General features: G+C 61.1%; 20 protein-coding genes. 7 read left to right on the top strand and 13 right to left on the bottom strand.

Going from position 1 to position 24,948, the window contains the following annotated elements; all coding sequences use genetic code 11:
- Positions 1-406 precede the first annotated feature (406 nt).
- Positions 407-1,660 carry a DNA cytosine methyltransferase gene (locus AC07YR_RS12735; RefSeq protein WP_494734163.1) on the top strand — a complete coding sequence of 418 codons (1,254 nt, stop codon included), beginning with the start codon at positions 407-409 and terminating at the stop codon, positions 1,658-1,660.
- Here AC07YR_RS12735 and AC07YR_RS12730 read toward each other — a convergent pair.
- The 7 genes from AC07YR_RS12730 to AC07YR_RS12700 all read right to left on the bottom strand — a co-directional run bounded on the left by AC07YR_RS12730 (position 1,650) and on the right by AC07YR_RS12700 (position 10,717).
- Complete coding sequence (locus AC07YR_RS12730) at positions 1,650-2,384, bottom strand: DUF6339 family protein (RefSeq protein WP_494734162.1); 735 nt, start codon at positions 2,382-2,384, stop codon at positions 1,650-1,652. The genes AC07YR_RS12735 and AC07YR_RS12730 overlap by 11 nt on opposite strands.
- 32 nt (positions 2,385-2,416) lie before the next feature.
- Positions 2,417-3,304 carry a hypothetical protein gene (locus AC07YR_RS12725; RefSeq protein WP_494734161.1) on the bottom strand — a complete coding sequence of 296 codons (888 nt, stop codon included), beginning with the start codon at positions 3,302-3,304 and terminating at the stop codon, positions 2,417-2,419.
- Positions 3,301-5,142: a hypothetical protein gene (locus AC07YR_RS12720; RefSeq protein ID WP_494734160.1), complete on the bottom strand. Its 1,842-nt coding sequence runs from the start codon at positions 5,140-5,142 to the stop codon at positions 3,301-3,303. Before AC07YR_RS12720 ends, AC07YR_RS12725 begins: the two co-directional genes overlap by 4 nt.
- Positions 5,139-6,134 (bottom strand): PD-(D/E)XK motif protein, encoded by a 996-nt coding sequence (locus AC07YR_RS12715; RefSeq protein ID WP_494734159.1) that lies wholly within the window; start codon positions 6,132-6,134, stop codon positions 5,139-5,141. The genes AC07YR_RS12720 and AC07YR_RS12715 overlap by 4 nt, the downstream gene beginning before the upstream one ends.
- A complete protein-coding gene (locus AC07YR_RS12710) occupies positions 6,131-8,887 on the bottom strand; it encodes a Z1 domain-containing protein (protein WP_494734158.1) in 2,757 nt (918 codons plus the stop codon). The genes AC07YR_RS12715 and AC07YR_RS12710 overlap by 4 nt, the downstream gene beginning before the upstream one ends.
- 201 nt (positions 8,888-9,088) lie before the next feature.
- Positions 9,089-10,057 (bottom strand): HNH endonuclease, encoded by a 969-nt coding sequence (locus tag AC07YR_RS12705; RefSeq protein ID WP_494734157.1) that lies wholly within the window; start codon positions 10,055-10,057, stop codon positions 9,089-9,091.
- A 525-nt stretch (positions 10,058-10,582) separates the two neighbouring features.
- Positions 10,583-10,717 carry a hypothetical protein gene (locus tag AC07YR_RS12700; protein ID WP_494734156.1) on the bottom strand — a complete coding sequence of 45 codons (135 nt, stop codon included), beginning with the start codon at positions 10,715-10,717 and terminating at the stop codon, positions 10,583-10,585.
- A 321-nt stretch (positions 10,718-11,038) separates the two neighbouring features.
- On the opposite strand from AC07YR_RS12700, the gene AC07YR_RS12695 reads away from it, so the two are divergent.
- On the top strand, positions 11,039-11,344 hold the full coding sequence (locus tag AC07YR_RS12695; RefSeq protein ID WP_494734155.1) for a hypothetical protein: 306 nt from the start codon (positions 11,039-11,041) through the stop codon (positions 11,342-11,344).
- Between the two features lie 477 nt (positions 11,345-11,821).
- Positions 11,822-11,899: a hypothetical protein gene (locus AC07YR_RS12690; protein WP_494734209.1), complete on the top strand. Its 78-nt coding sequence runs from the start codon at positions 11,822-11,824 to the stop codon at positions 11,897-11,899.
- 74 nt (positions 11,900-11,973) lie between these two features.
- Here the strand turns inward: AC07YR_RS12690 and AC07YR_RS12685 are convergent, their stop codons facing one another.
- The 3 genes from AC07YR_RS12685 to AC07YR_RS12675 all read right to left on the bottom strand — a co-directional run bounded on the left by AC07YR_RS12685 (position 11,974) and on the right by AC07YR_RS12675 (position 15,055).
- A complete protein-coding gene (locus tag AC07YR_RS12685; RefSeq protein WP_494734154.1) occupies positions 11,974-12,753 on the bottom strand; it encodes a carbon-nitrogen hydrolase family protein in 780 nt (259 codons plus the stop codon).
- Positions 12,754-12,817: 64 nt separating this feature from the next.
- The gene (locus AC07YR_RS12680) at positions 12,818-14,167 is read right to left on the bottom strand and encodes an APC family permease (protein WP_494734153.1); all 1,350 of its coding nucleotides are present in this window, start codon (positions 14,165-14,167) and stop codon (positions 12,818-12,820) included.
- A 9-nt stretch (positions 14,168-14,176) separates the two neighbouring features.
- On the bottom strand, positions 14,177-15,055 hold the full coding sequence (locus tag AC07YR_RS12675) for a carbon-nitrogen hydrolase family protein (RefSeq protein ID WP_494734152.1): 879 nt from the start codon (positions 15,053-15,055) through the stop codon (positions 14,177-14,179).
- A gap of 94 nt (positions 15,056-15,149) precedes the next feature.
- Between AC07YR_RS12675 and AC07YR_RS12670 the strand changes: the two genes are divergently transcribed.
- The gene (locus tag AC07YR_RS12670) at positions 15,150-15,902 is read left to right on the top strand and encodes a FadR/GntR family transcriptional regulator (RefSeq protein WP_494734151.1); all 753 of its coding nucleotides are present in this window, start codon (positions 15,150-15,152) and stop codon (positions 15,900-15,902) included.
- A gap of 951 nt (positions 15,903-16,853) precedes the next feature.
- Positions 16,854-18,986, top strand: a complete 2,133-nt coding sequence (locus tag AC07YR_RS12665; protein ID WP_494734150.1) for a GmrSD restriction endonuclease domain-containing protein — start codon at positions 16,854-16,856, stop codon at positions 18,984-18,986.
- A 111-nt stretch (positions 18,987-19,097) separates the two neighbouring features.
- Here AC07YR_RS12665 and AC07YR_RS12660 read toward each other — a convergent pair whose 3' ends face one another.
- Together AC07YR_RS12660 and hisC are read right to left on the bottom strand one after the other, a co-directional pair.
- Positions 19,098-20,510, bottom strand: coding sequence for an amino acid permease (locus AC07YR_RS12660; RefSeq protein WP_494734149.1), 1,413 nt, complete (start codon positions 20,508-20,510; stop codon positions 19,098-19,100).
- A gap of 52 nt (positions 20,511-20,562) precedes the next feature.
- Positions 20,563-21,660 carry a histidinol-phosphate transaminase gene (gene hisC / locus AC07YR_RS12655; RefSeq protein WP_494734148.1) on the bottom strand — a complete coding sequence of 366 codons (1,098 nt, stop codon included), beginning with the start codon at positions 21,658-21,660 and terminating at the stop codon, positions 20,563-20,565.
- Positions 21,661-21,753: 93 nt separating this feature from the next.
- Between hisC and AC07YR_RS12650 the strand changes: the two genes are divergently transcribed.
- Both AC07YR_RS12650 and AC07YR_RS12645 read left to right on the top strand, forming a co-directional pair.
- Positions 21,754-22,257, top strand: coding sequence for an Lrp/AsnC family transcriptional regulator (locus tag AC07YR_RS12650; RefSeq protein ID WP_436056891.1), 504 nt, complete (start codon positions 21,754-21,756; stop codon positions 22,255-22,257).
- A gap of 120 nt (positions 22,258-22,377) precedes the next feature.
- Positions 22,378-24,036: a thiamine pyrophosphate-binding protein gene (locus AC07YR_RS12645; protein ID WP_494734147.1), complete on the top strand. Its 1,659-nt coding sequence runs from the start codon at positions 22,378-22,380 to the stop codon at positions 24,034-24,036.
- A gap of 229 nt (positions 24,037-24,265) precedes the next feature.
- Here AC07YR_RS12645 and AC07YR_RS12640 read toward each other — a convergent pair whose 3' ends face one another.
- The gene (locus tag AC07YR_RS12640; RefSeq protein WP_494734146.1) at positions 24,266-24,805 is read right to left on the bottom strand and encodes a hypothetical protein; all 540 of its coding nucleotides are present in this window, start codon (positions 24,803-24,805) and stop codon (positions 24,266-24,268) included.
- Positions 24,806-24,948: the final 143 nt, after the last annotated feature.

Below are 24,948 nucleotides of genomic sequence, written 5' to 3'. Positions count from 1 at the left end.
GTTTCAGTGGTGGCCCTCCCTGGCTGCGGCCCCTAGCTGCAGATTTCCTGGAGTGTCAGAGCTACGAGAGACCATGTCCACAAGATGGAACCAGTTAGTTGTCCACATAGCGCCCCGCGCTGCCTACGAGTTGCCGTGGACCTGGTAACTTTGAGAGTCAGCATCACCTGAGGAGAGCCACTTGATACCTGTAATCGACGTATTCGCCGGACCCGGCGGCCTTAACGAGGGTTTCTCCTCCGTCCGCGACGGCAGCGGACGAAGCGTTTTTCGTACCGTAGCGTCGATTGAGATGGAAACGTCAGCCGTCCAAACGCTTAGGTTCAGAAGTGCAGTACGGGCACTACGCGGTAGTGGAACGACAGCCAATGCGGCGCTAAGTGACTTCTTGTCGGGTGAGTTATCTATGGCTGCACTGCACGCTGACCCTGAATTTCATGTCGCTTACAAAGACGCCGTCGAAGAAGTCCACGAGTTCGTCCTGTCCGAACAGAGCAGGGCTGAGTCTGATGCCATTATTCGGAGGGCCTTGGGCACTCACTCAAACCGATGGGTCCTAATCGGCGGGCCGCCCTGCCAAGCCTACTCATTGGCCGGTCGATCGAGGAGAACGAACGATTCCTCCTTCCAGGATGACCACAAGCACTTCCTCTACCGGGAATATCTGCACATCATTAGGACGCACCGCCCCACAGTTTTCGTTATGGAGAACGTTAAAGGCCTGTTGTCGTCGGTAAACAGGGGTCAAAAGATGTTCGATCTTATTCGGGCAGACTTGCAGCAGCCATCCGACGGTGTTCACTACGATTTGTTCTCAATGGTAGTGGACAAAGAAGGTGAAGCTTTGGCAGCTTCGGACTTCCTTATTCGGTCTGAAGAATACGGTGTACCGCAGAAGCGTCATCGCGTAATTATTGTGGGCGTAAGCCGAGATAGCGGCCTCAAACGACCACTGGCGCTCCAGCGAGCAAACACAGTAACAGTGCAAGATGCTATTGGAAACCTCCCCCCGCTGAGGTCTAAAATTTCGAGGTTCAAGACTGACGACACTGAAGCTTGGTACGACGTCCGCCGAAACGTTGCAAAGTACCTTCCGGGCGCTGGGGGTCACCGCCGTGGGATGAACTCTCTTGATTTCTCCTCCAGGGACCAGCCAAAGGCTCTTGAAAGACTGATGAGTGACAGCGTCCGGCTTTACCACGACTTCATAAGGCCCACCGCCGCTGCCGCGCTACCCACATGGAACCACGAAGCCCGAAGCCACATGATTTTAGATCTGCTTCGATATGGCGCCCTTAGCTCACTTGCTGAACGGCGGTTGACCAGTCCGAAAGTGCGAGAGCTCCCCCGCGATCTTTGGCCCTTACATGCGAACATCGAGGCCGATGTAGTGCCCTTTGAAGATAGATTCCGCGTTCAAATGGCCGATCTACCTTCATCGACAGTCGTATCCCACATTGCAAAGGACGGCCATTACTACATTCACCCGGACCCCGCGCAAATGCGCAGCCTGACGGTTCGTGAAGCCGCACGGTTGCAGAGTTTCCCGGACGACTACATCTTCTTGGGGAACCGAACGCAGCAGTTCACTCAAGTCGGCAACGCAGTGCCGCCTCTGTTGGCGAACCAGATTGGGCAACGCATAGCAGCTATTTTTTAGCCTCCGCGTTCTTGAGAGCCTCTTGGCTTTCCAAGAATACGTCCTCGACAAGTTCTGCAATCTGCTCCTCCGACATGAGGAATACGCTAACCACAACCAAGCGCCGCGTGAACCTCTTCATAGCATCCCGTAGGAGGTCCATGCGTTTCGTGGAAACGGATGCCAGATGCCTGGTTGCTATAGCGCGGGCCAACGGCGCATAACCACCGATTCGGGGACGCTCAACGAGTTGAACCGATTCGTCCTCCTTTAGCCTCACAGAGATTTCAGGGCCCAGAAGAAAGGCCCTCCACCACAATCTTCCAAAGATTGTGCGGCTCATGGCAAAAAGACGGCGTTCCTTGACCTCCCAACGCGCGCCATCGTCAGATCTGTGACCGTAGCGCCAGATAGCAACGTCCGGGAGGACACGGATGTTGATGAAGTTCCACACCTCAACACTTGCGGCATCAGCCGGCAGGATATTCATCCGTTCGTAGAGAATCTTCGAGACTGCTTGGTCGAATTCTGTTTTCTGCCGGGCGAGGTCCATGTCCGGGAAACCGTGGGATCGAGCTTCCGCAACTACCGCCGCGCGCAGATCTGTTAGATCAGAATCAGTGCAGCGACCAGTGGCGACAGGATAAAACTCTGCTCCCGTCGTCGAGACTGTGGACGAAAGCTGACCGATTTCCTGCAAGGGAAGGATCCTCAACTCACTCCAGGCTGCGACTGCTTGCGTCAAAGGTAATCTCGGAAAGCAAACCGGAGCGCCGCTCAACTTCCACCCCCATTCACGATGCCCTGCAAATCAGCTTCCACCCGTCCCGCGTCGTCGCTGTATTTACTTCTGACAGCGTCGACGGAGGTACCCACCAGTTTGACAACGCCGAGGAGTAACGCTCCGAGCGACCCCTCCGGGTAGTTGTGTGACTCATCTAGGTCGGGATGGCTGAGTGCCTCACGCAGCAACTGGCGGACGAAGTCCATCTTCAAGACCTGCATCCAGACATCCCCGGTTTCAGAATCGGTATGATCAATCAACGGCCGTAGCTGCGGGTTGTCCGTGTTCAGCCACATCCAAAGAGTCGCGCCCGCCGGATCATGAAGGTCCTTGGACAACACGCGGAGCCACCACAGGGACGACTTCGGGTTGGTAATGCCCTGGTCTGCGAAGGAGACGGGGAGGATAGGCAACTGGCCCGCGTCCCCTTCGAGGACAATCCGCGACGAACTTCGGTAGACCGTGTGCCCCACCTGAGCGGGGGCGAAGTCCGCAGCCGTAGTTTTCGAGGGCGACAGGACGCCCATCTCAAGCTCGAGGACAAGGACCCCTCCCAAGGTGGAGGCCGGCACAGTAATCGCAACCTCCTGGGCCCCTTGAATCACGGGAAGGGGCTTGCTGGTCGTGATCACAGGGGAAGAAGTCGATCGGGCGATCAAGACCCACGCCAACACGAGATCCGGGGGGATATGCAACTCCTGGCGCAGAGCGCTCAAATCCACGGTCACCACGCAGGACACATCCAAGTCGGAAAAGTAGTTCCAATCCGGGAGGGTGTTCCCTGAAAGTTTGGTTATTTGCCCATTTACCGCGTACTCCCATTCGGGAGAATCAATCGCCCCGTCCTCGACGACGAGATGACCGACACTAATCGTCCTCATACGGCCACCGGCTCCAGTTCCACTGTAGAAGTCACCGCTGTGTTCTTCGGCTGGGTGAATATCGCGAGGTAGTCTCGCTCAGATGGAACATCCACACGAATGGATTTCGAGCGCACCAGCTCTCCCTCCACCTTCCAGCCGATAAAATGGGGCTCGTCAGCACCAAGAGGAGCATCCACTTCGATGGCGCCGGTAAGAGTGACCACTTGTCCGCTTACTGTGAGTTCGAAGGACTCGCCAGCCTTCCCACCCGTCACTGTGTATGGAAAACCAACATGTGCCGAGCCGTCAATGATGAGAAGGCGTGGAGGCGCAGCTAGCCTCGCAGAGGCGCGACGGCCCCCTGTTTTGATCTGCCCTCGGGTACCCGGGCCCTTCTCCGGCTGTGAACCCGCTCCGTGGCCGCTGATGCCCCCAATCAAGCCTCCCAAAGCGGTGGCGATCCGAGTTGCGCCAGCCGCTTGCTGTGCAGCAGTAGCAGGACCCGCAGAACCATGCATCCGTTTGAAGGTTCCCTCAATTCGATTCAATGCGATTCGAACGAAGTTAAAGCTCCCGCGGGTTATCGCATCTTTGACTATCCAGTCGTCATGCGTAACTGGCTCTGAAGACGCGAAGTCTTCATCAACAGTCTCGTCGGCTAGGAACACCGAGTAGACGGAATAGTCATCGGCTGGTGCTGTGACTTCCAGGTACTTGACGATGATCCGAGGTGCCCGCATGAGGGCCACCGAATTCTCCAAACTTCGATCATCAGAAATGTGATTGATGGCCTGTCGCATGGCCAACACTCCGAGGCGACGGATCGGCTTCTGAGACATTATTGTCTCGAGCTTGGTCTGCGAGGAAATCGGGACCTTCTTCAGGACAGCGAACCGCTCGCTGTCGGCATATGCCTGGGCAAAATGGCGAACAAGCGGATCTTTCATAGGATCGATGTCCGGCAGCGGTGCCCCGTCCAGCGTGAAGACGAAGCGAACGTTCGGCCCGTCGCCAGTATCAACGGCATGGGGCCAGGCCCATTTAATGGCGGCCGCCCGGATGGCCGAGATGCGGTCCACTAGTAGGACGTTGTCGCCTTCGCCTTGGAAATGCTGCGGAGCGAGCACCATAATGCAGGTGCCGGTCTGTCCCAATGCCGGCACTGGCATACCCACGGATTGAGCTATCAGCCGAGCCGTATCGCCCGTGACGGGATCAACGATTCCGTCTGCAGAAATGGCGCCCCACCAATTTCGACCCGTGAATTTGTAGCCTGCTTGGACATAGCCTCCGTCACCACCAGAGACGCCGATCAGGCGGTTCTCGATGGTTTGCCCCACAACCGCCTGAGAGTAGACGAGACATACACCCACGCTGCTGGCTTGGTACAGCACACCTTTCCCGTAGCCATAAGTTCCGCCTCTGAGTCCTTTGCCGTCATCGCGGCCGAAGTTTCGCACGAAGTCAGCGAAGTCAGCGCGTTCGCCCTCGGCAGGTTCGATATTGGCACGGATGGGACCGCCCAGACCGGTCGTTCCATAGTCGGAGATGGTTAGGACCCGCAGACGCCCGCCGCTCACCTTTTGAGGAATTTGCCGTGAGGCGCCTTGAGGCGGCAGTTCCCAGAAAAGGTCGTGCACAAGTACGCCGGTTTGCTCTTCGGAGAGTAGGGTGTCGGCAACATGAAACTCGATGTGGCGGTCTTGTCTCGCATCCCAACTGTTCTGGAGTGACTCTCTAAGCAGGACGCTCCATAGGTCCAAGGTCGTCTTGCCCATGGCCTTTTGAATAGACTTGGCGTCGCCACTGCCGGTGGGTTCCCACGGATGTCGGAAGAGTCTGAACGTCCCGCTCACAGCGACGCGGCCTCTTTCAATTCCTCCAGGGCGACGTCGGCAGCATCCAGAGGTCCCAAATCAACGGAGTACTGCAGCGCGGAGATCCCGTCCAGCATTCCGGGCATAGGCATTGTCTCGTGGGTTATGCGGGGAAAGGCGTTGTCCACGGCCAGTGTTTTGGTAAGAAGGACCGAGAAACGATGCGCGGCGTAGTGCCCGGAATCCGACTCGAAATAGCCGACCTTCTCCAGCATTCGCAACATATCCAGGCGGTTGATACCAGCATCGTAGAGACGCTCGAGAACAGTTGGGATGGATTCGCCTTGCGGCGTGTTCTCAATTTGATAGGCGCATACATACAGTGGCTGACCGCTGGTGGCTTGGAGTTGGCGTGCACCGTGGAAGGCAACAACCATGTTGTTGTTGTTCAATGTGGTCTTGACCTCGACGGAAGCATTCTCAAACTCAAAGTCATGCCTGTTTCCTTGGGGTCCGGTCCACGACCGCAGCGCCCATGGACCGTGGTGAAAAGTGAGTTGTTCCAAGAACAGAAGTTCTCCATAAAGACCGGAAAGTTGGGGCTGACCCAAGAGACGCGGCCTGTCATCGCGCAGCAGCTCCTTCCAGCGCTCGACAGTTTGCCTTGTAAGCAAGTCAGCCCCGCTGGGATTGGTTGCCACTGCGTCCAAGATGTCGTCTGCCAGCAAGCTGAACTGTGGCCGCACACGCTCAGCCAGGCACTGGAGTGCCAAGAACGATTGCGGTTTGCCGGCGACAGTTATGGTGCGGTAGCCGAAGGTGACCAGTTTGTTCTGCCAGTCGATGCTGTTCTCCGGGTGGGAGGCGACCGGGACGAGGAGTGTTGGGTGCCCATTGCCGTCGATGGCATGAACGATGGGTCCATGCGCGGTTTGCACGTCAGTGTTCCTGACCGTGAGCTTCTGAGGAGCAAGCACCTGCCCCTGAAGAAACGAAAAAATGGAGCTTGATGATTCCTTAGCGTCCATCATTTCGAGGCAGCCTCTTCTTGGATCGCGTGCTTCTCGTCGAAGTCATCGGCTGCAGCTAGCTCTGCCTCTACATCTTCGACGTCGTCAGGATTTACATTGGCACTGTAGTAATCCACGGTGTCGGACAGGTCACGAGCCTCGGGGAACATAAGTGTAATGCCGATCATGTGGTTCGCTGCTGTCAGGGGAGCACGTTCGGACTTCGATTCCGTAGGATCGCTCTCGAGAGCGTTGAGGGCATCCGCGGAGGCAGCTTCTGCAACTTCGGAATCCTTATTTATGGCGTAGATAGCCAAGAGGCCAACCTTGTCCAGCCCCCGTTTCTTCCTCAAGTCTCGCAAGTGGTAGTCCCGAACCTGGCCTTCGCCGGACAGCCCGTGGGAGTCGACAATGGATTTCTTGTTGTACTCCAAGTCCGCGAACCGGTCCCACCGTGACGAGATCGCTTTGAGATTCGCCACGCCACTCTTGCTCCCCGAGGCCATCTTTCGACGGCGCAAGAGCTTCAGGGGTTTGTCAAGGCCTAGCTGCAAGTCCGACTCTGCGGTGTTCTGGCGCTCAATAAAAACAACGTTCCACGAGTCCAAGGATCCCTTATCCGCCTGGGCGCGGATGTATTCGCGGACCGTGTCGGTTTGAATAGTCCGCGCATCCTGGTGGACCTTGTAATCGGACAAGAAGTCGACAATCAGGTCATTGGAGATACCTGTAAAGCCTCTTACGTTCTTGCTGGGCAATTCATCTTCGGTATGGCCGGCGGCACGAGCGGCTGATACAAGGGCGACCGTGGCCGCGATGTTTCCATCCAGCCAGTTCTTGTCGTCATCGTTGAAGAGGATGGTCTGGACCTTGGTGCCCGAGTAGCTAACGTTCACCTTAATCGCGCTGCGCATCTTCGCTGCGGCGGTAATCGTCATCTGCGGGTGGGAACGAATGCGCACCGGCAGCTGGGATGGTTTCTTTCCTTCTTTGGCGTAAGTGTCGATTTCCTCCCGGATCTCCGCCTCGACCGTTGCAAGCGCAACGAACCATTCACGAAGTTCGACGGTCATCCAGACACGGACCAGGTCCTCATAGCCTTTTCGGTAGCCGAACCACCGGCCCATCTGCAGCAGGGTGTCGTAGGCTGACGCGGCCCGAACAAAATAGCTTGAAATCAGTCCTTCGAGAGTAAGACCTCGGGAGAGCGTGTTGCCTCCCACAACAATCACGGTCTCAGCTTTTGCTTTTGTGTACTTGAGTCGTTCGCTGGATAAGTAGTTATCCGTAAGCACGTTCACAGCACCGAGGGTCCGCGGGAGCTCTTCTATCACATCATCGATGAGAACCGGCAGGTTATCAAAAAGAGCGGGGTCCACACGTTGGGTCTCTGTGTACCATAGGTCCCTCAGTTCGCCGATGACTGTTGGGTCCTGCATTTCAACGTCCCTACGGAGGGCAACAAGTTCGGCTTCGACAGCTTCCTTCGTTGCTTGATGCGCCACGGCGCGCATTGAAGTGTGAACGAGCATCGAGGAATGACGAATCTCAGTCGACCGCAGTCTCCGGGCGGTAGTGGCCAAAACGAACCAGAGGATGGCGCATCGAAGCGAGGGCGGGACGTCGGCAGTCCACTGTTCGAGTTTGTCTTTGTTCGTCGGCGGTTTGACGATAGCGGCGTCTTCTGGAGGTACTTCGCGGACTATGTCCAGACCGTCGTCTGGTGCGACTCCTTCTTCGGCCTCCAGGGTGCCGAAGATTCGCTCCGGACCAAAGTACGCCTCGGACCGGGGCAGCGTGACAACGAAATTTCGGGGGTATAGGCCCGCTTCGTCGATGGGGTCAATCAACAAGTTAGCAAACGGGGTTGCAGTGTAGGCGATGTACGCAGCCTTTGGATGGGACAGCAATTCCTGGATGAGCTTGTTGATAGTCGACTGGCGCTTGCCCCCGACATCGATCGAAGCCTGATCCGCCTCGTCGTCGATGATGAGGATCGGGCAGTTGGCAAGAGTGGTTGCCGATGCCTTCTTGATCCAGGCGTTTAGTCGCCTCAGCCTGGCTGGGTTCTTCTTGACAATGGCGAGCAGCCGCAGATCATCTTGGCTGAAGAGAGCCTCAGACGGGGTGATCTCGGAGAAATCCTGATCCTGCGTAGTCAGAAGGTGCACACGGGTTTGGCACGGGTCAACAAGATAATCGTGGAGTCGTTCTTGTGTCTGTTGCCGAAGGTTGTCGGTGATCCCCGATAGCACAATGATCAGCCGGTACCCGACGTCGGCTGCCTTGGCGATGACCGACATGAAGTTAGTGGTCTTGCCACTTTGGACGTATCCCAGCACGAGCCCACGCGTGTCAATGGTCTCTTCACCCGGTCGCTCCCCCAGGTCGATTACCCGGGAGGAGGATCTGTCCACATCCTCAAAGGCGTCCGGAAGCTCGGACTTCAGTCGATTGCGAAGAGGTGGCCAAAAAAAATCGCCATCCTTAGGCCCCCCGTACCAGCCTCCCTCGCCGCCATTATGCAAGACATCGGTGCCCTCGACGTCGTCCCACTCCTGGATAATCCTGCGCCGACGTTCGTATTCTGCGCGGCCAGCGTTCAGCAGCGAATCCTCGACTTTGAAGAAGCCATTGGAAAGGGCTAGGACAGCCGCGGCTATGCTTTTGCCCCCTCGCACTAGGCCCTCCAAATGATCGGCCACTTCCCGCACGGCGGTTTGGTGCTCGTTCAGCTCTTCATCAAACGACTCAACATCTGTCCCAGCCACCATCGGCCATCCCCCTCGAATTCTCAAGCCGTCTCTTGCTGGCCCTGTCACTTATCAGATATTACCTAGCCTAGGGCGCCCACATGGCTAACGCAGCTGAGCCCCTCACCCCTGCGACTCGCAGCAAGCTAACTCGTATCTCCGCAGCTTTGATTTGCCACCGACAATGCGACAGCGTCTGTGCGCTGCAAAGGCGAAGAGACGCTAGTCAGAGGGCTCGACGTTGCCGGCGCTCGGGTCCCTGTGCTCCTGCCAGTGCTCCCGAATCCATTGGGCCTGAACCTCTTTCACCTTGCCGCTCAGGGACTGTCCCGCCAGCCCGCTGTATGGGGGATAACCAGCCAGCGTAGGGCTCACATCCACGGTCAGAGTTTTCGGGTGAACGGCGAGGAGTCCCAAATCGAAAAGCCGATGAAGGTCCCTGCGCATGAGAAAGCCGCCGTGCTCGTGATGCTGCCCTATCTTCGCGAAGCTGTAAAGGTGCGCGGCCTCCAACACTGCTGGGGGGCATTCACCGGTGAAAATGCAGACGGGGCCGTTGGAGTCGAGCAGGGACTTCCGGAACGCGGACTGACCGAGCCGCACGCGGACGTTGGCTGTGCTGTGACCGCCGGCAGCCATCTTGGACGCTGCTTCGACTACTGTCACAAGCTCCGGTCCCCCGGCCGCGGACGCCGCAGCCTTAAACGCTTCCCACTTCAGCGGCCGCAGACTCAGTTGCGACTTCGGACTCTCACAGACGCTCCGAAGCGTGCCCCCAGGGAGTAACCCACTCAAATCTACCCACGCATCTCCATGATGCGACGTGTACTCCGTGACTTCAATCGTCTTTGAAGCCGGCGTCTCGAAGTTGGTTTGGCATGCGAAACACTTGTAGCGGGGGGCCTTGTTCTTTCGGGCCTTGATGTGGGCTTTTCCGCAAGACGGGCAACTGTAGACAGTCTTTACTGACAACCCATGATCTATCGATTCGATTACCGACATACCTAGGCTGGATTTTTTGTCCCACAGGACGATCCTCTGGCCCGCTTCGAGCTTTGCGTGATTGGGTACGGTACTATCCCACCGATAATGACTTTCCGGTTCATCCCGGTAGCCGTCGTTACTTCCGAAGGCGCGGTTTTCGCCGACGGCCAGGAGTAGCCAGGCAGGTCGGTGGTCAGCTGAAATCATGGCATCACTATTACACAGCTGCTGTCCCAGCGCGCACCTGACGCATTCGCATTGCAGTGTCTGCATTCGGCTGCTCCGAATGCTGCCCGACTGCCCCCCTCACCGCATTGGGCATCTCCGGCTTGCTAGGCATCTCTATCGCAAGCCTCACCATCGCCACCCGCGCCGTTCGCTGCTGATTACGGCAGCGGCGATCGCCATTTCGATGCTGCTGTCGCCGTTCGTGGGTGGCAACCTTCGTGTTGCTTTCGTGCTAATGACGGTTGGGAGCCGGTCTGGGCGCCGTCGCCACCTATAACTAGTCGGCCATACGGCGCACGGGCCCCCAAACAAGGACGCTACGACCGGGCTCACGAGTCCTGACCATCCAGCCGGCGTCACCGCGGGCGCCTGTACGGCTCAGCCGTTTGTACTGGCCAGTCCGCTGCTGGGTATCCGCCGCAGCGCCGTTCCCGGTCATCGCAGCCCACGGGCATCCCGTACGCCGGCAGGAGGGGGCCCACCCGCCGGCCCGTGCGAATCGTCTCAGAAGACCAAAGTCATCTTGGCGTCGCCAGCGTTTTGCAAAAAAGCCCCGCCTTCATGCACCTGGGGCTGAGCGGCCGAGCGTTTTGAGTCCCCTTCACGCCAGATCTCACGCTCCACTTCGATGGCGGACACTCGTTCTACTGCCAACTGAGATTAAGAGTTCGATGTCGCTTGCCCCGTCAGTTCCTAGACCACTGAAGGCCCCACCACCTGAGGATCCAGGAGCACTGAAGGCCCCACCACTTGAGGATCCAGGAGCACTGAAGGCCCCACCACCTGAGGATCCAAGAGCACTGAAGGCCTCACCACCTGAGGATCCAGGAGGACGCTGTTTTCAGCTGGCCTAATGAATTCCAGACTTCGCAATAATCCACGAAAACACGACCGTCGACCTGCGTCGCTCCACTCTGTAGACTCCTTGAGTATTTACAACTTCTACCGAATGGATAAACCGTGGCCTCAGAAACTATTCAGGGCAGCTTTGACGCTCTTAGCTCTCCTTCCACTACCAAGAAGCGCCCCAGCAGCATCCCCGATCCTGAGAAAGTTACCGGCCACGACTGGGTAGCCGTGCAAATCGGGCCGAGCGCAACCGGTGGCATGGCAGTCCTCGAAGAATTGAGGGGCTGGTGGGAAGGCAATGAATACGTGCATGTTCAGACACCGTACCGGACGCGCATTCTTATTAATGACTCTCGCAATGGTGGATTCATTGCCGGTTTTGACAATTCCCAGTGGCCTGCCTCCGAAGCAGTGTAGAAGCACTAATTAGATCTAGAAAAGCCCTCTGGTACCAGCGCCCGGAGGGCCTTCTAATCTCCCACCGCCCGCATTTAACGCGCCGTGTGCCCTCTGTAGCGTTGACGGGTCACCCAGGAACAGCTCGCCCAGACGAACAACTCCGATGCGCACAGTCCTGACTGCAGCCGCAGCCGCCGCCCTCATCGGGGCTTTGGCGACCCCGCCGTCGCCGCCCAACAGCGCTGACCTGACCGTCAGGTCCTGCTCGCCGTCGTCGTCGACGAACGTGACCAGCGCCCTCCACATCCGACCTGAAGGTGAACGAGCGCAACGGGTCATTCGACCTGCAGTCGCACCGCGGTGGCCAGGGCAATGGATTGAGGAGTCCTAGGTCGCGTTGCGAAACTGCCTCACGCTACGTCACCACCCTCGAAGTGGACAACGCCGCGATGATCCCGGAGCCTACGCACTGGGCTGCCCGTCATCCCGTGGACCGTGAACACCACCGCGGACATGGCGCGCCGGATGGACCTGGGCGTGGACGGAATCATCGCCGGCCACCCCACCCCCTGAGCACCCTAATGGAGGAACGGAGCCTGAAGCTGCTCGACGCATACGGGACCACGCAGTAGCGCAGGGGTCCTGGACTACAGCCGCCGCTGCCGGAACATCGGGAACAACTCCCGAACCCGAGTCACCGTCTCAAGCGACACGTCCACCGCCCGCACCCCAGGCTCCAGACCAAGATCAGCTTCCACCACCCCCATCGGGTCCACCAGCACGCTCCGCCCGACCGAAACAGGCGGGGCCTGGCACACCCCGGCCACGTACACGCTGTTCTCGATGGCGCGCGCCGCATTCAGGGCCAGCCACTGCTCTGTCTTGTGGGTGCCCGGCACCCATGACGAGCAGACCAGCAGCACCTTCGCGCCGGCGTCGGCCAGTGACCTGGCCAGCTCCGGGAACCGCAGGTCGTAACACGTCATCAGGCCGAACCGCGCTCCCCCGTGTTCGAACACCACGGGGCTGGTGGACGGGCCAGGCTTGATGAATGTCGACTCCCCGAAACCCTGCGCATCGAAGAGGTGGATCTTCCGGTAGACGGCCAGCCGCTTACCCTCCGGCCCGAACGCCACCAGCGTGTTGTACGCCTTGCCCGGCTCGTTCGAGGTTTCCACCACGCCCGCCACCAGCGCGATGCGGTGGCGGCGGGCGGTGGCGGCGAGCTCCTGGCAGACGGGGCCGTCCAGTGGCTCGGCCACCTCGGGGAATGTGGCGTCCACCTTCTTTTTCTCGTAGGTGGCGTATTCCGGGAAGGCGACCAGGGTGGCGCCGTCGAGCGCGGCCTCGGCGGCGAACCGGTCGATCACAGCGAGGTTGGCCTGGATGTCGGTACCCGACTCCAGCTGCCCGAGCGCTATCCTCACGGCTATTCCTTCCCTTGTGTCAGCCGGCCCCGCTCGGGCGGCAGCCCAAACTCATGCATCCAGCTCAGGCGGCCGCCTCAACGGTCGCCTTTTCCGTGGCCGTCATTTCCGGCGGTGGCGCCTTGAAGCCGCGCGTGATCAGGGCCAGGACCACGATGCCCAGCACCAGCCAGGACAGTCCCAGCGTAATCGCGTTGCTGTCCAGCTGGGAGAGCAGGTAGGCGCAGATGATGGCTCCCACCACCGGGACCACCACGTAGGACACGGGGTTCAGCTGGTGCCCCGCACGGCGCTGGCGCACGTAGTGGAACACCACCGAGGCATTCACCAGTGTGAAGGCGGTGAAGGCGCCGAAGTTGATGAACGAGGTGGAGGTGGCCACGTCCAGGAAGATCGCGATGAGCCCGATGATGCCGGTGACGATCAGGTTCACCACCGGGGTGTGGAACTTGGCGCTGAGCCGGCCAAAGACGGCCTTGGGCAGGACCGAGTCCCGGCCCATCGCGTACAGCAGGCGGGAGGCACTGGCCTGCGCGGCGAGGCCGGAGGCGAACTGCGCCACCACCAGGCCGGCGAGGAACACGGCCCCGAACAGCTGCCCGCCGATCTGCAGGGCGATGGAGCTGGCCGCGGAGGCCGAGTCCTCGAACACCCCGCCGGGGTGGACCAGCTGGGTCACGTAGGACACGGTCACGAAGATGCCGCCGCCGATCAGGGCGATGAGCATGATGGCGCGGGGCATGTTCTTCCGAGGTTCGATGGTCTCCTCGGTGAGGGTGGTGACGGCGTCGAAGCCAAGGAACGAGTACGCGGCGATGGCGGCACCGGCGGAGATGGTGGCGAAGCTGGAGGTGTCGTTGAAGAACGGCTGGGTGCTGGCCAGGCCGCCGGCGCCCTGGGTGGACACCACATTGCCGATGGACAGCGCCACAAAAAACACGATGACCAGCAGCTGGAACGCCATCAGCACGTAGTTGGCCTTGTCCGCCACCTTGATGCCCAGGATGTTCAGCAGCGTGGTGATGAGGATGAAGCCCACGATCCAGACCCCGATGGGGATGCCGGGGAACTGCGCCGTCAGGTACGAGCCGCCGATCAGCCAGATGACCATGGGCAGGAACAGGTAGTCCAGCAGGATGGCCCAGCCCACCAAGAAGCCCACCCGGGGATCGATGGATTGGCGGACGTACGTGTAGGCGGAACCGGCGACGGGGTACGCGACGGCCATCCGGCCGTAGCTGTGGGCCGTAAAAAGCATGGCGACGAGCGCCACCAGGTACGCGGACGGGGAAGCCCCGCCGGTGGTTTCGGCGATGATGCCGAAGATCCCCAGGACGATCAGCGGGGTCAGGTACGCCAGGCCGAACAGGACCAGGCTGGGCAGTTTCAGCGTGCGGGTAAGTGTTGTTGTCACGGTGTTTCCTTAGGCGTTGAAGGACTGGGGAGCCCAGGTGGCCGGGCTGATGCGGCCCTGGTAGACGGGCAGTTCGACGGCGTCCTCGCCGTCGCGGAACTGGGACCAGGGGCGGTTGAGGTTTTCGGTTCCATGCGTTCTGACGTGCTCGACGGCGGCAAGGTCCAGTTCCGCGGTGAGAAGCACCGGTGCGTCGTCGGGGGCCAAGGCCAGGGTGTTTCCCTCGGGGTCCACGATGATGCTCAGGCCCTTGCCGGTGGGGCCGGCACAGTTGACGCTGACCACAAAGACCTGGTTCACGATGGCGTTGGCCTTGGCGAGCACCAGCTCCTGCCGGCGGTCCGGCGTCGTGGTTTTGACGACGTTGAGGATGACTTCAGCGCCCATCCAGGCGAGCTGGCGGGACACCTCCGGGAACCACGCGTCGTAGCAGATGTTCAGGCCCACCCTGCCGATGCCGGCCAGGTCCACCGTGGTGAACCGGTCGCCGGGGTCGTAGGGCTCGAACGGGCGCCAGGGGAAGACCTTCCGGTAGTAGCCGGCGAGCTCTCCCTCCGGGGACAGGACCAGCTGGGTGTTGAACAGCTGCCCCTCCGGGCCGCGTTCGCACACACTGCCCGGTACCAGCCAGATGCCGAGGTCCGCGGCGATCTGCCGGAGCTCTTTGACCCGGGGACCGTCCAGCGGTTCGGCCGAGGCCTGGAGCATTTCGGTGCGCTGCTGGTCAGGCTCCCCGTCGCCGAAGAGATGCAGCTCGGGGAAGACCACCAGCCGGCTGTGGGGCTGGACGGCGAGGGCGGCTTTTGCCTCGTCCGCGAAGGCAGAGACGGGTTCACCGATGAGCCGCGGCCGGGCCTGGGCTGCGATGAGGGGAAGAGTGCGTTGCATGGTTATCTCCACGTTGGGGATGTGATCTGAGTTATATTAGATCAGAATGATCCAATTATGGGAAGGGGTGGGTATGGGCCGTAAAGTAGCGGATATGACACGTCAGTTGGAGGACACCGCCGGCTCTTCGCCCATCGGTGCCGGCAGGCTGGCCGGCATCGACCGCCGCAGTGCCATCGACGCCGTCCGACTGCGCATCGGCATGGCGATTTCGCTGGGCCTACTGAAACCAGGTGAGCGTCTCCCCGACCAGGAGGACGTGGCGCTCGGTCTCTCCGTCAGCCCGATCACGGCTCGTCGCGCGCTAGCGAGCCTGGCGGAGCAGGGCGTGGTGGTCCGCCGTCGCGGCCGGGCGGGCGGAACCTTCGTGGCGGACGAGCCTCCGCAGAGCGTGCTGGCCGAGCTCTCGGCGTCACCGGCCGAGTCCCAGGCTGTGAACCGGTTGGTGGACCGGAGGCTGCTGTTCGAATGCGCTGTGACGCACTATGCGACGCTCAACGCCACGGCCGAACAGCTGAATGAGCTCGAGCGGCTGACCCGCGACATGGCCGAGTCCTCGGACTGGTCCGACTACCACCAGGCAGACGAGCAGTTCCATCAGCTGGTGGGAACCGCATCGGGGCTGGGCACCGCCGTCGAGGCGTACCACGAGACGCTGACTGAGCTCTACGCCTACTTCATCCCCTACCCGATCGAACTGCTGCACAAATCGAACTGCGACCATGTGGCCTTGGTGGCGGCCCTGCGTAACGGTGACGTCCAGGAAGCAGTGGAGGTCTCGCGCAAGCACGTGGACGTGCTTCATCGGACGATGTTCATGGGGCTTGCGGAGGGCGGAAGGCCATAGTCCCCCATGGAGGAATGAAGCAACCTCTAGCACGTGGCCTGCCCTATGCGTCGCTCAATCGTCCCCGTGCCTCGCGATAAAAAGCAAGCATGTACGGCAAGATGGCACCGTGGACGACTTCATAATCAGCGCTGAAGAAGCTGCTGCCAATATTGGAATGAATCCGAAAACATTACGACAAAGGCTCCGTGACGAACGGCCTCCAGGTGCCCGGCAGATTCCTCACCAGCATGGAGGAAACTGGTTTCTCAGGCCGAGTTACGTTGAACAACTCGCCGCCCAGCGCGGACTGCATATACCGAAACCGCTGGCACCTCTCGCTGACCCACCCAATCCAACCCATCGGCCAACAGTTGAAAGACCCAGTCTTCGACCCGCTCTCGCCCGTGCAGTCGTTAACACCACTCATGGCACTTGGTCCGAGTGGATCCCGTTTGACGATTCCCTCAAAGTCGCACCGCGATTCCCCGGCGTTTACATGTTCCGGATTGCAGAAGAGCCCCAGCGCGGCCCCGTTTATATTGGGATGGCAGGAGAACGGAAAGGCAACGGCCTACGTGGCCGCCTAGCCATTTACGCCAGCGGCAAAGGAGCCGGTTCCGGTTTGGGAGAACATGCGTTTGACAGAGCCCTGGAGGATCCGAAGTGGCTCCAAGCACGCCTAGATGAAGCTCTTGCGGGTAGACCCATGAGGGCAAAGGCCGCGGCCCGCTCAGCAATTGATCACGCAGGTCTCGAGGTTCGTTGGCAGACGGTCGAGACAAGAGCTCAAGCTCTTCAGCTAGAAGCTCAGCTCATCAGCGAATACCGGGCTCAGCTCTGGAATCGCTGACCGTCACGGCTTGAGGCCCATCCCACGGTTTCGCCGCTAACCTCAAGAGTGCAGGACACCGTTGTTCCGAAGCCAGAACCCGGAAGATGCGCTGAAACTTGATCTGAAGAGAGGTCTATATGGACACGAATGTTAAGAACCTTCAGGAAGTATTTCAGGCTGGTCAGCGTATCCTCGTGCCGCTCTTTCAACGACCTTATGTGTGGAATGAAGAAAAACAATGGGCACCATTATGGGAAGACATTGAAAGGCTAACTGGCAGAGTTGCAGCAGAAGGCGACGGCGTCGAACCGCACTTTATGGGTGCGGTCGTCTTGCAAAAGGTCTCGGGAGCCGCAGCGGTCCAAACGCGATCAGTCATTGACGGGCAGCAGCGTCTGACTACGCTCCAATTAATCTTCCACGCCGCGTTCCGCGCTATCAGTGAGTATGGGATTCAAGAGGCCGAGTATCTCAGAGCTCATTTTCGAAACAGCGAAACCTTCTTAGGACCGGCTGACAGATACAAATTGACCCCCACGACCCGGGACCAGCAAGAATATCTGGCCATCATCACAGCTGGAGAAGTAGAACCGTCGGTGTCGGTGTCGGTAACAGCTGGTTCACACGGTCTATTGACCGCGGGGCATTCCTTTTTCTTAGAACGGATTCGTTCCTGGCTTGAGCTCGGAAACGCGATGGAACGGGCCAAAATTCTCACGCGAACTCTAATCCACAAACTCACTCTCGTGGCGATCGAGCTAGAGCATAACGAAGACTCCCAGCAGATCTTTGAGACCCTGAACGCACGCGGCACGCCGCTCACCGGAGCCGACCTCATCAAAAATTTCGTCTTTCAGCGGCTCGATCTCGACCAGCCGGAGACTGAATCTATGTATCAGAAGTACTGGGCGCACTTCGAAACGGCCTTCTGGGAGAAGGAAGTAAGCGTAGGGCGCGTTTCAACTCCCCGAATCTCCATCTACCTAAGCCAATGGCTCATCTCCCAAACGGGGTCAGAGGTGCCAATCGGCGAGGTCTTTCGGAAGTTTAAGCAGTTTGCGGACCAAAAGTCGGGCCACGCGACCTTAGACATGCTTTCTCACGTCGACTCGTGTGCGGTTGCCTACCGGTCCTGGACGGAAGCAGCCGAGGACAAATCGAGCGATCTGAACCGGCTAGAACTCTTGGCCTACAGAACTTCGGTATTGGGAACACAAAGCGCTGGACCACTCCTCATATGGGCCTTAGACCCTCGGAAGGCCCCGATCCCGCACGCACAGCTCACTCGGTTTCTGGTCTCCCTAGAGAGCTGGCTCGTCAGACGTGCGCTTATGCGGTCGGGGAATGCCGGCATCGGTCAATTCGTGGCGGCGCTGATTACCAGACTCGAGGATTCCTCACGTGACTTCGCAGGAGACGTACTCACCGACATACTTACGGAGTCAAGCGCACCGAACCTGGCTTGGCCGTCCGACAAGGATCTGAGAGTCGAGCTTCTTGATGCCCCCGTCTACCGGAGATTCAGGAGATCACTCCTGCAGATGGTGCTGGAATCCGTAGAAGATCGTTACAGAGGCTACGGGACGTCGAGATCGTCATTCGCAGAGGGCAGGGTCCACCGAGGAGTGCACTCCATTGAGCACCTGTTGCCGCAGAGCTGGCGTCGTAACTGGGGCGTCGGCGACGACGTCCTAAAGCAAATGGAACGGGACAAGCACATCCATCGGCTTGGCAACCTGACCTTGGTGGCAGGCGGTTTGAATAGCAAAGTTTCCAACGGCTCGTGGGCTGGGCCCGGGGGCAAGCTAGAAGCACTTAATGAGCACAGCGTCTTGCTTATGAATCAGCAGCTCAGGCTGCTCGGCGCCGACGGGTGGCATGAACATTCGATCGACAAAAGGACATCAGCCTTACTTGAAGACATTTTCACTATCTGGCCCGTACCCGAGCGAGCCCTTGGCGTAAGCAAGGGCGAGTTCGGTGGAGATGTCGTCCATGATGTGTCCGTAGCGGATCTAATAAAGGCAGGCTTGCTTGCGGCTGGGCAAGAAATTTACACCCGAGGAACAGAAGCGACGGAATCGGCCACCGTTCTTGCCGATGGCTCCATTTTGGTGCAGGGAGTTCCCTTTGAAACGCCGTCGGGCGCGGCCAAGCGACTAAGAGGAGGCGCCACCAATGGTTGGAAGTTCTGGCTGGTTGATCGGGAGCGCGGGATAACACTTGCTAGCCTCCGCAGCCATCTGGAGAACTCGCGTGGAGTCAAGTGAGTAACAGCAGATCTCACAGAACGCGGTATGCATGGCGAAGGGCGCGCCCGGCCAAAGCCGGACGCGCCCTATGCGTGCAGCGAACCCACGAAGTGACTCGCTGCGCTTGGTTCAGTCGACGAGCACCCGCTGCTTGGCTTCGCTAGTCGATTCGACCATGGGCGAAACCTTCCCGTTCCGGTGGTGCACCCAACACGCCACCGCCAGAAGAGCTACGAGCGCAAACGTGCTCAGGAGCTGGGGACGGGAATCCTCACCGATGAAGCCCACCGTGAAGATCGCAGCGAGGATCACCAGACCAAAGCCCGTGAGCCACGGGAAGCCGGGCATCCTCAGGGGAAGATCCGTCCCCTCGCGGTCGGCGCGGAGGCGCAGCGCGAGCTGGGCCAGGAGCGCGGATGTCCACACCAGCAGGCACGTCGAGCCCACGATGTTAAGCAGGACGGGAAGGACCTTTTCTGGGAAAGCCAGCTCCAGCACAACTGTGACTACACCGAAGGCGACGCTGGCCAGGACTGCGACAACCGGAACCCGGGCCTTGGACACGGAGGCAAGCAGGCGCGGCGCTTCACCGCGCTCAGCAAGGGAGTACGCCATCCGGGAAGCACCGTAGAGGTTGGCGTTGAGTGCGGAGAGCAGCGCTGCGACGGCCACAAGGGTGATGGCGGTGGCCGCACCGGGCATGCCGGCCGCATCCAGCACCGCTGCGAACGGGCTCTTCAGCCCCGCCGAACCCACGGGAACCACTGCCGCGATCACGAAGATCGCACCGATGTAGAACACCAGGATGCGCCACAGCACGGTCCGGACTGCCTTCTTCACGCTGCGGGCGGGTTCCGCGGTCTCGGCTGCGGCCACGGACACGATCTCGGTGCCGCCGAACGCGAAGGCCACCACGAAGAGTGCCGTGGCGATCCCGGCAAAACCGCTGGGTGCGAATCCGGTACCCGTGAAGTTGGTCAGGCCCGGCGACTGGACGCCCGGAAGCCAGCCGAAGAGCAGGGCAGCGCCCACCAGGAGGAACCCGATGATGGCCGCCACCTTGAGCAGCGCAAACCAGAACTCGAACTCGCCGAAGTTCTTCACGCTGGTGAGGTTCACGGCGGTGAGCACCACGATGAACACGAAGGCCATCAGCCACACCGGCAGGGCCGGGAAGATGGTGGCCAGCAGGCCTGCCGCACCGAGCGCCTCGGCCGCGATGACCACCACGAGCTGCAGCCACCAGAGCCAACCCACGGTGGCACCAGCCACCGGCCCGTAGGCCTTGGCGGTGTAGACGGAGAACGCGCCGCTGTCCGGGTTGGCGGCGGCCATCTCGCCGAGGGCCCACATCACCAGGATGATGAGGGTGCCGGCCACGAGGTAGGAGATCAGCACCGCCGGGCCGGCAGCCTGAATGCCCGCACCGGAGCCGATGAACAGGCCGGCGCCGATGGCGCTTCCCAGGCCCATCATGGTGAGCTGGCGGGGTTTAAGGGCCGCGCCGAGGGCGCGGGCAGACGTCTTTGTCTGTTGTTCCATGGGAATTCCTCTGGTTGTAGGTGGAACGGGTTGGTAAAAGGTCAGTCGGTTGTCAGGCTGCGTGGGCTTCGAGGAGCCGGAGCACGCGGTCGTTGGAGGCGGGATCGGCAACGGTGATCCGCACGCCGTCGCCCTGGTACGCCCGGACCAGGATGTCTGCGCGGTCGAACGCGTCCACCAGCCTCGCCCGGAGGCTGTCATCCGCGCGGATCCATAGGAAATTGCCCTGGCTCGGCTGCAGTTTCCAGCCCTGGGCTTCGAGCTGCGCGGCCATTCGGGCGCGCTCCTGCCTGACGGCGGCGACCCGGGCTTCCATTTCCTCCCCCGCGTCCAGCGACGCGATGGCCGCCTTCTGGGCCATCCCGCTCACGGCGAAGGGAAGGGCGGTGCGGCGCAGACCCTCGGCGATGGCCGGCGCAGCCACGGCGTAGCCCACGCGCAGGCCGGCCAGTCCGTAGGCCTTCGAGAAGGTGCGGAGGACGCAGACGTTCGGGTACTGGCGGTAGAGCGCCAGGGAATCGGGGCCGCTGCCCGCTTCGGCGTACTCCACGTAGGCCTCGTCGATCACCACGAGGATGTCCGAACGGACGGATTGCAGGAAGGCCACGATGCGCTCGTGGCTGATCGGCACGCCGGTGGGGTTGTTGGGGGTGCAGAGCAGGATCACCTTGGTGCGGTCAGTGACGGCCGCGGCCATGGCGCCGAGGTCGTGGCCCTCGGCGTCGTCCAGCGGGATGCGGACCGGCCGGGCGCCTGCCAGCTCAACCAGGATGGGGTACGCCTCGAAGGAGCGCCAGGCGAAGATCACTTCATCGCCAGCGTCGCACAGTCCGGTGATGATCTGCTGGAGGACGCCCACACTGCCGGGCCCCACCGCGACCTCCGCGGCGGTGACGCCCAGGTGCCCGGCGAGCCGTTCGCGGAGTTCGACGGCGGCACTGTCCGGGTAGCGGTTCATGGTGCCGGCCGCTTCTGCCACCGCAGCCGCGGCAGCAGGCAGCGGAGCGTAGTGGCTTTCGTTGCTGGCAAGGGCTGCGATGTCTGCGCCGGCGCCGCGGCGGCCCGGGACGTAGGACGGAAGTCCGGCCACAGCGCCGCGAAGGGTGGGGAGCGCGGTGTCCGGTGCGGTCAGGAGCTGATCACTGGTCATGAGGACCGATCATGGTTGTGACCCGCCCCACAATGCAAGATACCCTCAAGCCATTGGGACTTCTGCTCAACTTCTAGTAACTGTGGTGAAAATATGACCATCCCGACCCCTCGCACCCTGGATTCCCTCGACGGCAGGATCATTCTGGCCCTCGACAAGGATCCGGAAGCCAGCGCCCTGGCACTCTCCCGCACGCTCGGCGTCGCACGGAACACGGTCCACGCCCGGCTGGCACGGCTCGAGCGCAGCGGCGCCCTCCGCTCCTTCAGCCGGAGGCTGGATCCCGCCGCGCTGGGCTATGACCTGATGGCCTTCCTCTCGCTGTCCATCAGCCAGACCCGGACAGGTGCGGTGGAAGACGGCCTGGCCGCGATACCGGAAGTCATCGAGGTGCACGCCACCACCGGGGACGCGGACCTCATGGCCAAGGTGGTGGCACGCAGTACGGCCGATCTCTACCGCATCACCAACGAGATCCTGGAAATCGAGGGGATCCAGCGAACCAGCACCGCCATTTCCGTGCTGGAACTCATGCCGCCGCGGTACGACGGCCTCCTGGCCCGACTCTCCGAGCAGGAATCCCGCCCTTCCAACTAGATACGGGTGACACACGCCACAAGCGTGCAAATTTTCACTCTGAGCTAGCTCTGGCTGCCAAATATCCCAGCCAAAACACACTCTCTTGCCGATCCGTGACTTAGCCCACAAGATTCCTGCATGACTACTCTTACCGTCTCAGGCCGCGTGGCGCAGGTTCTCAGCAGCTACCTCACCGATCTCTTTGGTGTCATGGGCAACGGAAACGTCTACTTCCTGGACGCCGCGGAGAAGCTGGGCCTCCGCTTCTCCCCCGTCCGGCACGAGGGCGCCGCCATCGCCGCGGCCGACGCCTACTACCGTGCGTCCGGACGCCTCGCAGCCGGCACCACCACCTACGGCCCCGGCTACACCAACGCGCTCACCGCCCTGGCCGAGGCGGTCCAGGCGCAGATCCCGGTGGTGCTGGTCACCGGGGATGCTCCGAGCACCGGCGCCCGGCCCCAGGACGTGGACCAGGCAGCCATCGCCGCAGGCCTCGGCGCGGCCACCTTCACCGTCACCCGCGACGCCGCGGGCTCCATCACCCGGCAGGCGGTGGAGTACGCACTCACCAGGCGCACCGCCGTCGTGATTGCCATTCCGTACGACCTCGCGGCACTCGAGGCGGCAGATGAAGAGCTTCCGGCGCCGCTGGCACCCCAGGTAACGGACGACGGCGGCACCGGCCTCGGGCAGGTGGCCCGCCTGCTCGCCGGGGCAAAGCGGCCGCTGATCCTCGCCGGCCGCGGTGCACACCTCGCAGGCGCCGGCCCGGAGCTCCGGGAGCTTGCCGACCGGCTGGGCGCGCTGACCGCCGGAACCGCCCTGGCGCTCAACCTGCTCCAGGGCGATGGGTACCTCGGCGTGGCGGGCGGCTTCGGCACGGACACCGCCGCCGGGCTCATGGGCGAAGCGGATGTGGTCCTCGTGGCCGGGGCCAGCCTGAGCCCCTTCACCCTGCGGTTCGGGCACCTGCTCGGCCTGGACAGCACTGTCATCCAGATCGACTCCGCCCTGCAGCCCACGCACCCGCGGGTGGACCTGTTCGTCAGCGCAGACGCCAAGTCCGCCGCCGGACGCATCCTCCAACTGCTGGACGGCGAGGCTTCAGCAGAAGCGTGGCGGGCGCAAGCGCGCAAGCGTCTGGCCGAAGGACCGGCCCACCATCCCGGCTCCGACGAGACCGCGGATGGCCGGCTGGACCCGCGCGCCCTTGCCGTCGCGTTGGACGCCGTGTTGCCGGAGCGCCGCACCGTGGTCCAGGACGGCGGGCACTTCCTCGGCTGGGCCCCCATGTACTGGAACATCCCGCGGCCGCAGGACCTGGTGATGGTGGGCACGGCCTTCCAGACCATCGGGCTGGGGCTTGCCAGCGCCGTCGGGGCAGCCCGCGCAGTGGAGGACGGCCGTACCTTGGTGCTGGCCTCCGGCGACGGCGGTTTCCTGATGGGCCTGTCCGACCTCGAATCGCTGATTGGCGCGGCAAGCAGCGCCGTCGTCGTTATCTACAACGATGCCGCCTACGGAGCGGAGATCCACCAGTACGGCTCCAAGGGCCTGACCGAAAAGCCCATGCTGATCCCCGAGGTGGACTTCAGCGGCGTCGCCCGCGCTTTGGGGGCTGAGTCCGCGATCATCCGCTCACTGGCGGACCTTTCCGCCCTTCAGGACTGGATCGACGCCGGCGCCAAGGGAACCTTCGTGGCCGACTGCCGGATCACGTCGAGCGTCCGGGCCCCGTGGCTGAGCGAGTGGATGGCGGCCTCGCAAGCGGCTAAGGCGGCGGTGGCGGGGTAGCTAGTTCTGGCGAGCCGCGAAAGAATCACGCATGCCAGGCGACCGCGTTCTGGATAAAGGAGGCGATGCGCCGGACGGAAGCATCTCCAGAATCATGGCCACTCACATACGCGTTCGCCGCTTCGCGGATACATCGGTCCAGTTCCGGCCAAGATAGCCAGCAGAAGACCTCCGGTATGCGCGCCATAAGTTCGGACTCAGAGGGAAGTGTTTGATCGCCCACCCGCTCCTAAACGGGGCTGAGGAAACGTCCCACAGCTTCGGCAATTCCTAGTTGGCCGTTGCCTTTGACCCGAACGGGCGGGGTAACACCCAAGAGGAAGAGAATGGGCGTAGCGGTACCGGCTTTGGACATAAGAGTGACGTATTCCCGGGCCAGTTGTTCGGGCTGAAAACTGCCATATCGTATTCGTTTGGCTTCAACCAGCGTGTATGTCGTAGGGGTCTCAAAGATGGCGTCGGGCTGGACCACCAATTTGGCCTTGTGACCGTCTGCACCGGGGCTAAAATCCCCCGGCAGAAAGTGCATCTGCAGTTCCTCGGCTTCTGAGACAAGTTTCTTCCGGGCGTCATCGGCACCTTGCGCCGCTTGGATGACAGCGCCGAGGAAGTGGGTCCTGGGCAAGAAGTCCAGGCCGACAAGCACCTCCGCGGTTAAGACATTTTCGCGCCCCTGCCCGCCGGCTCTATAGTCCCTGGCTTTCTCCCACGAAATTTCCTCAAGGAGCTTTCCAACAATTGAACTGGACGCGGTGAATGAAGTTTCCAAGTAGGTTCTCCCTCGTCAGGACATGGCTATCTTGTCGCGACACTAACCCAATTATTGGGCGATAATCCCAGAACACGCAGGCCAGCTTTCAACCGCCCCGACAACGACGATTACGAGTAGCGCCTTAACACGGATTCCAAGAA

The sequence above is a fragment of the Arthrobacter sp. GW460-12-1-14-TSB2 genome (assembly GCF_059423525.1).
Note: the sequence above shows the minus strand (reverse complement) of the source record. Positions and strands in the feature narration are given on the sequence as shown.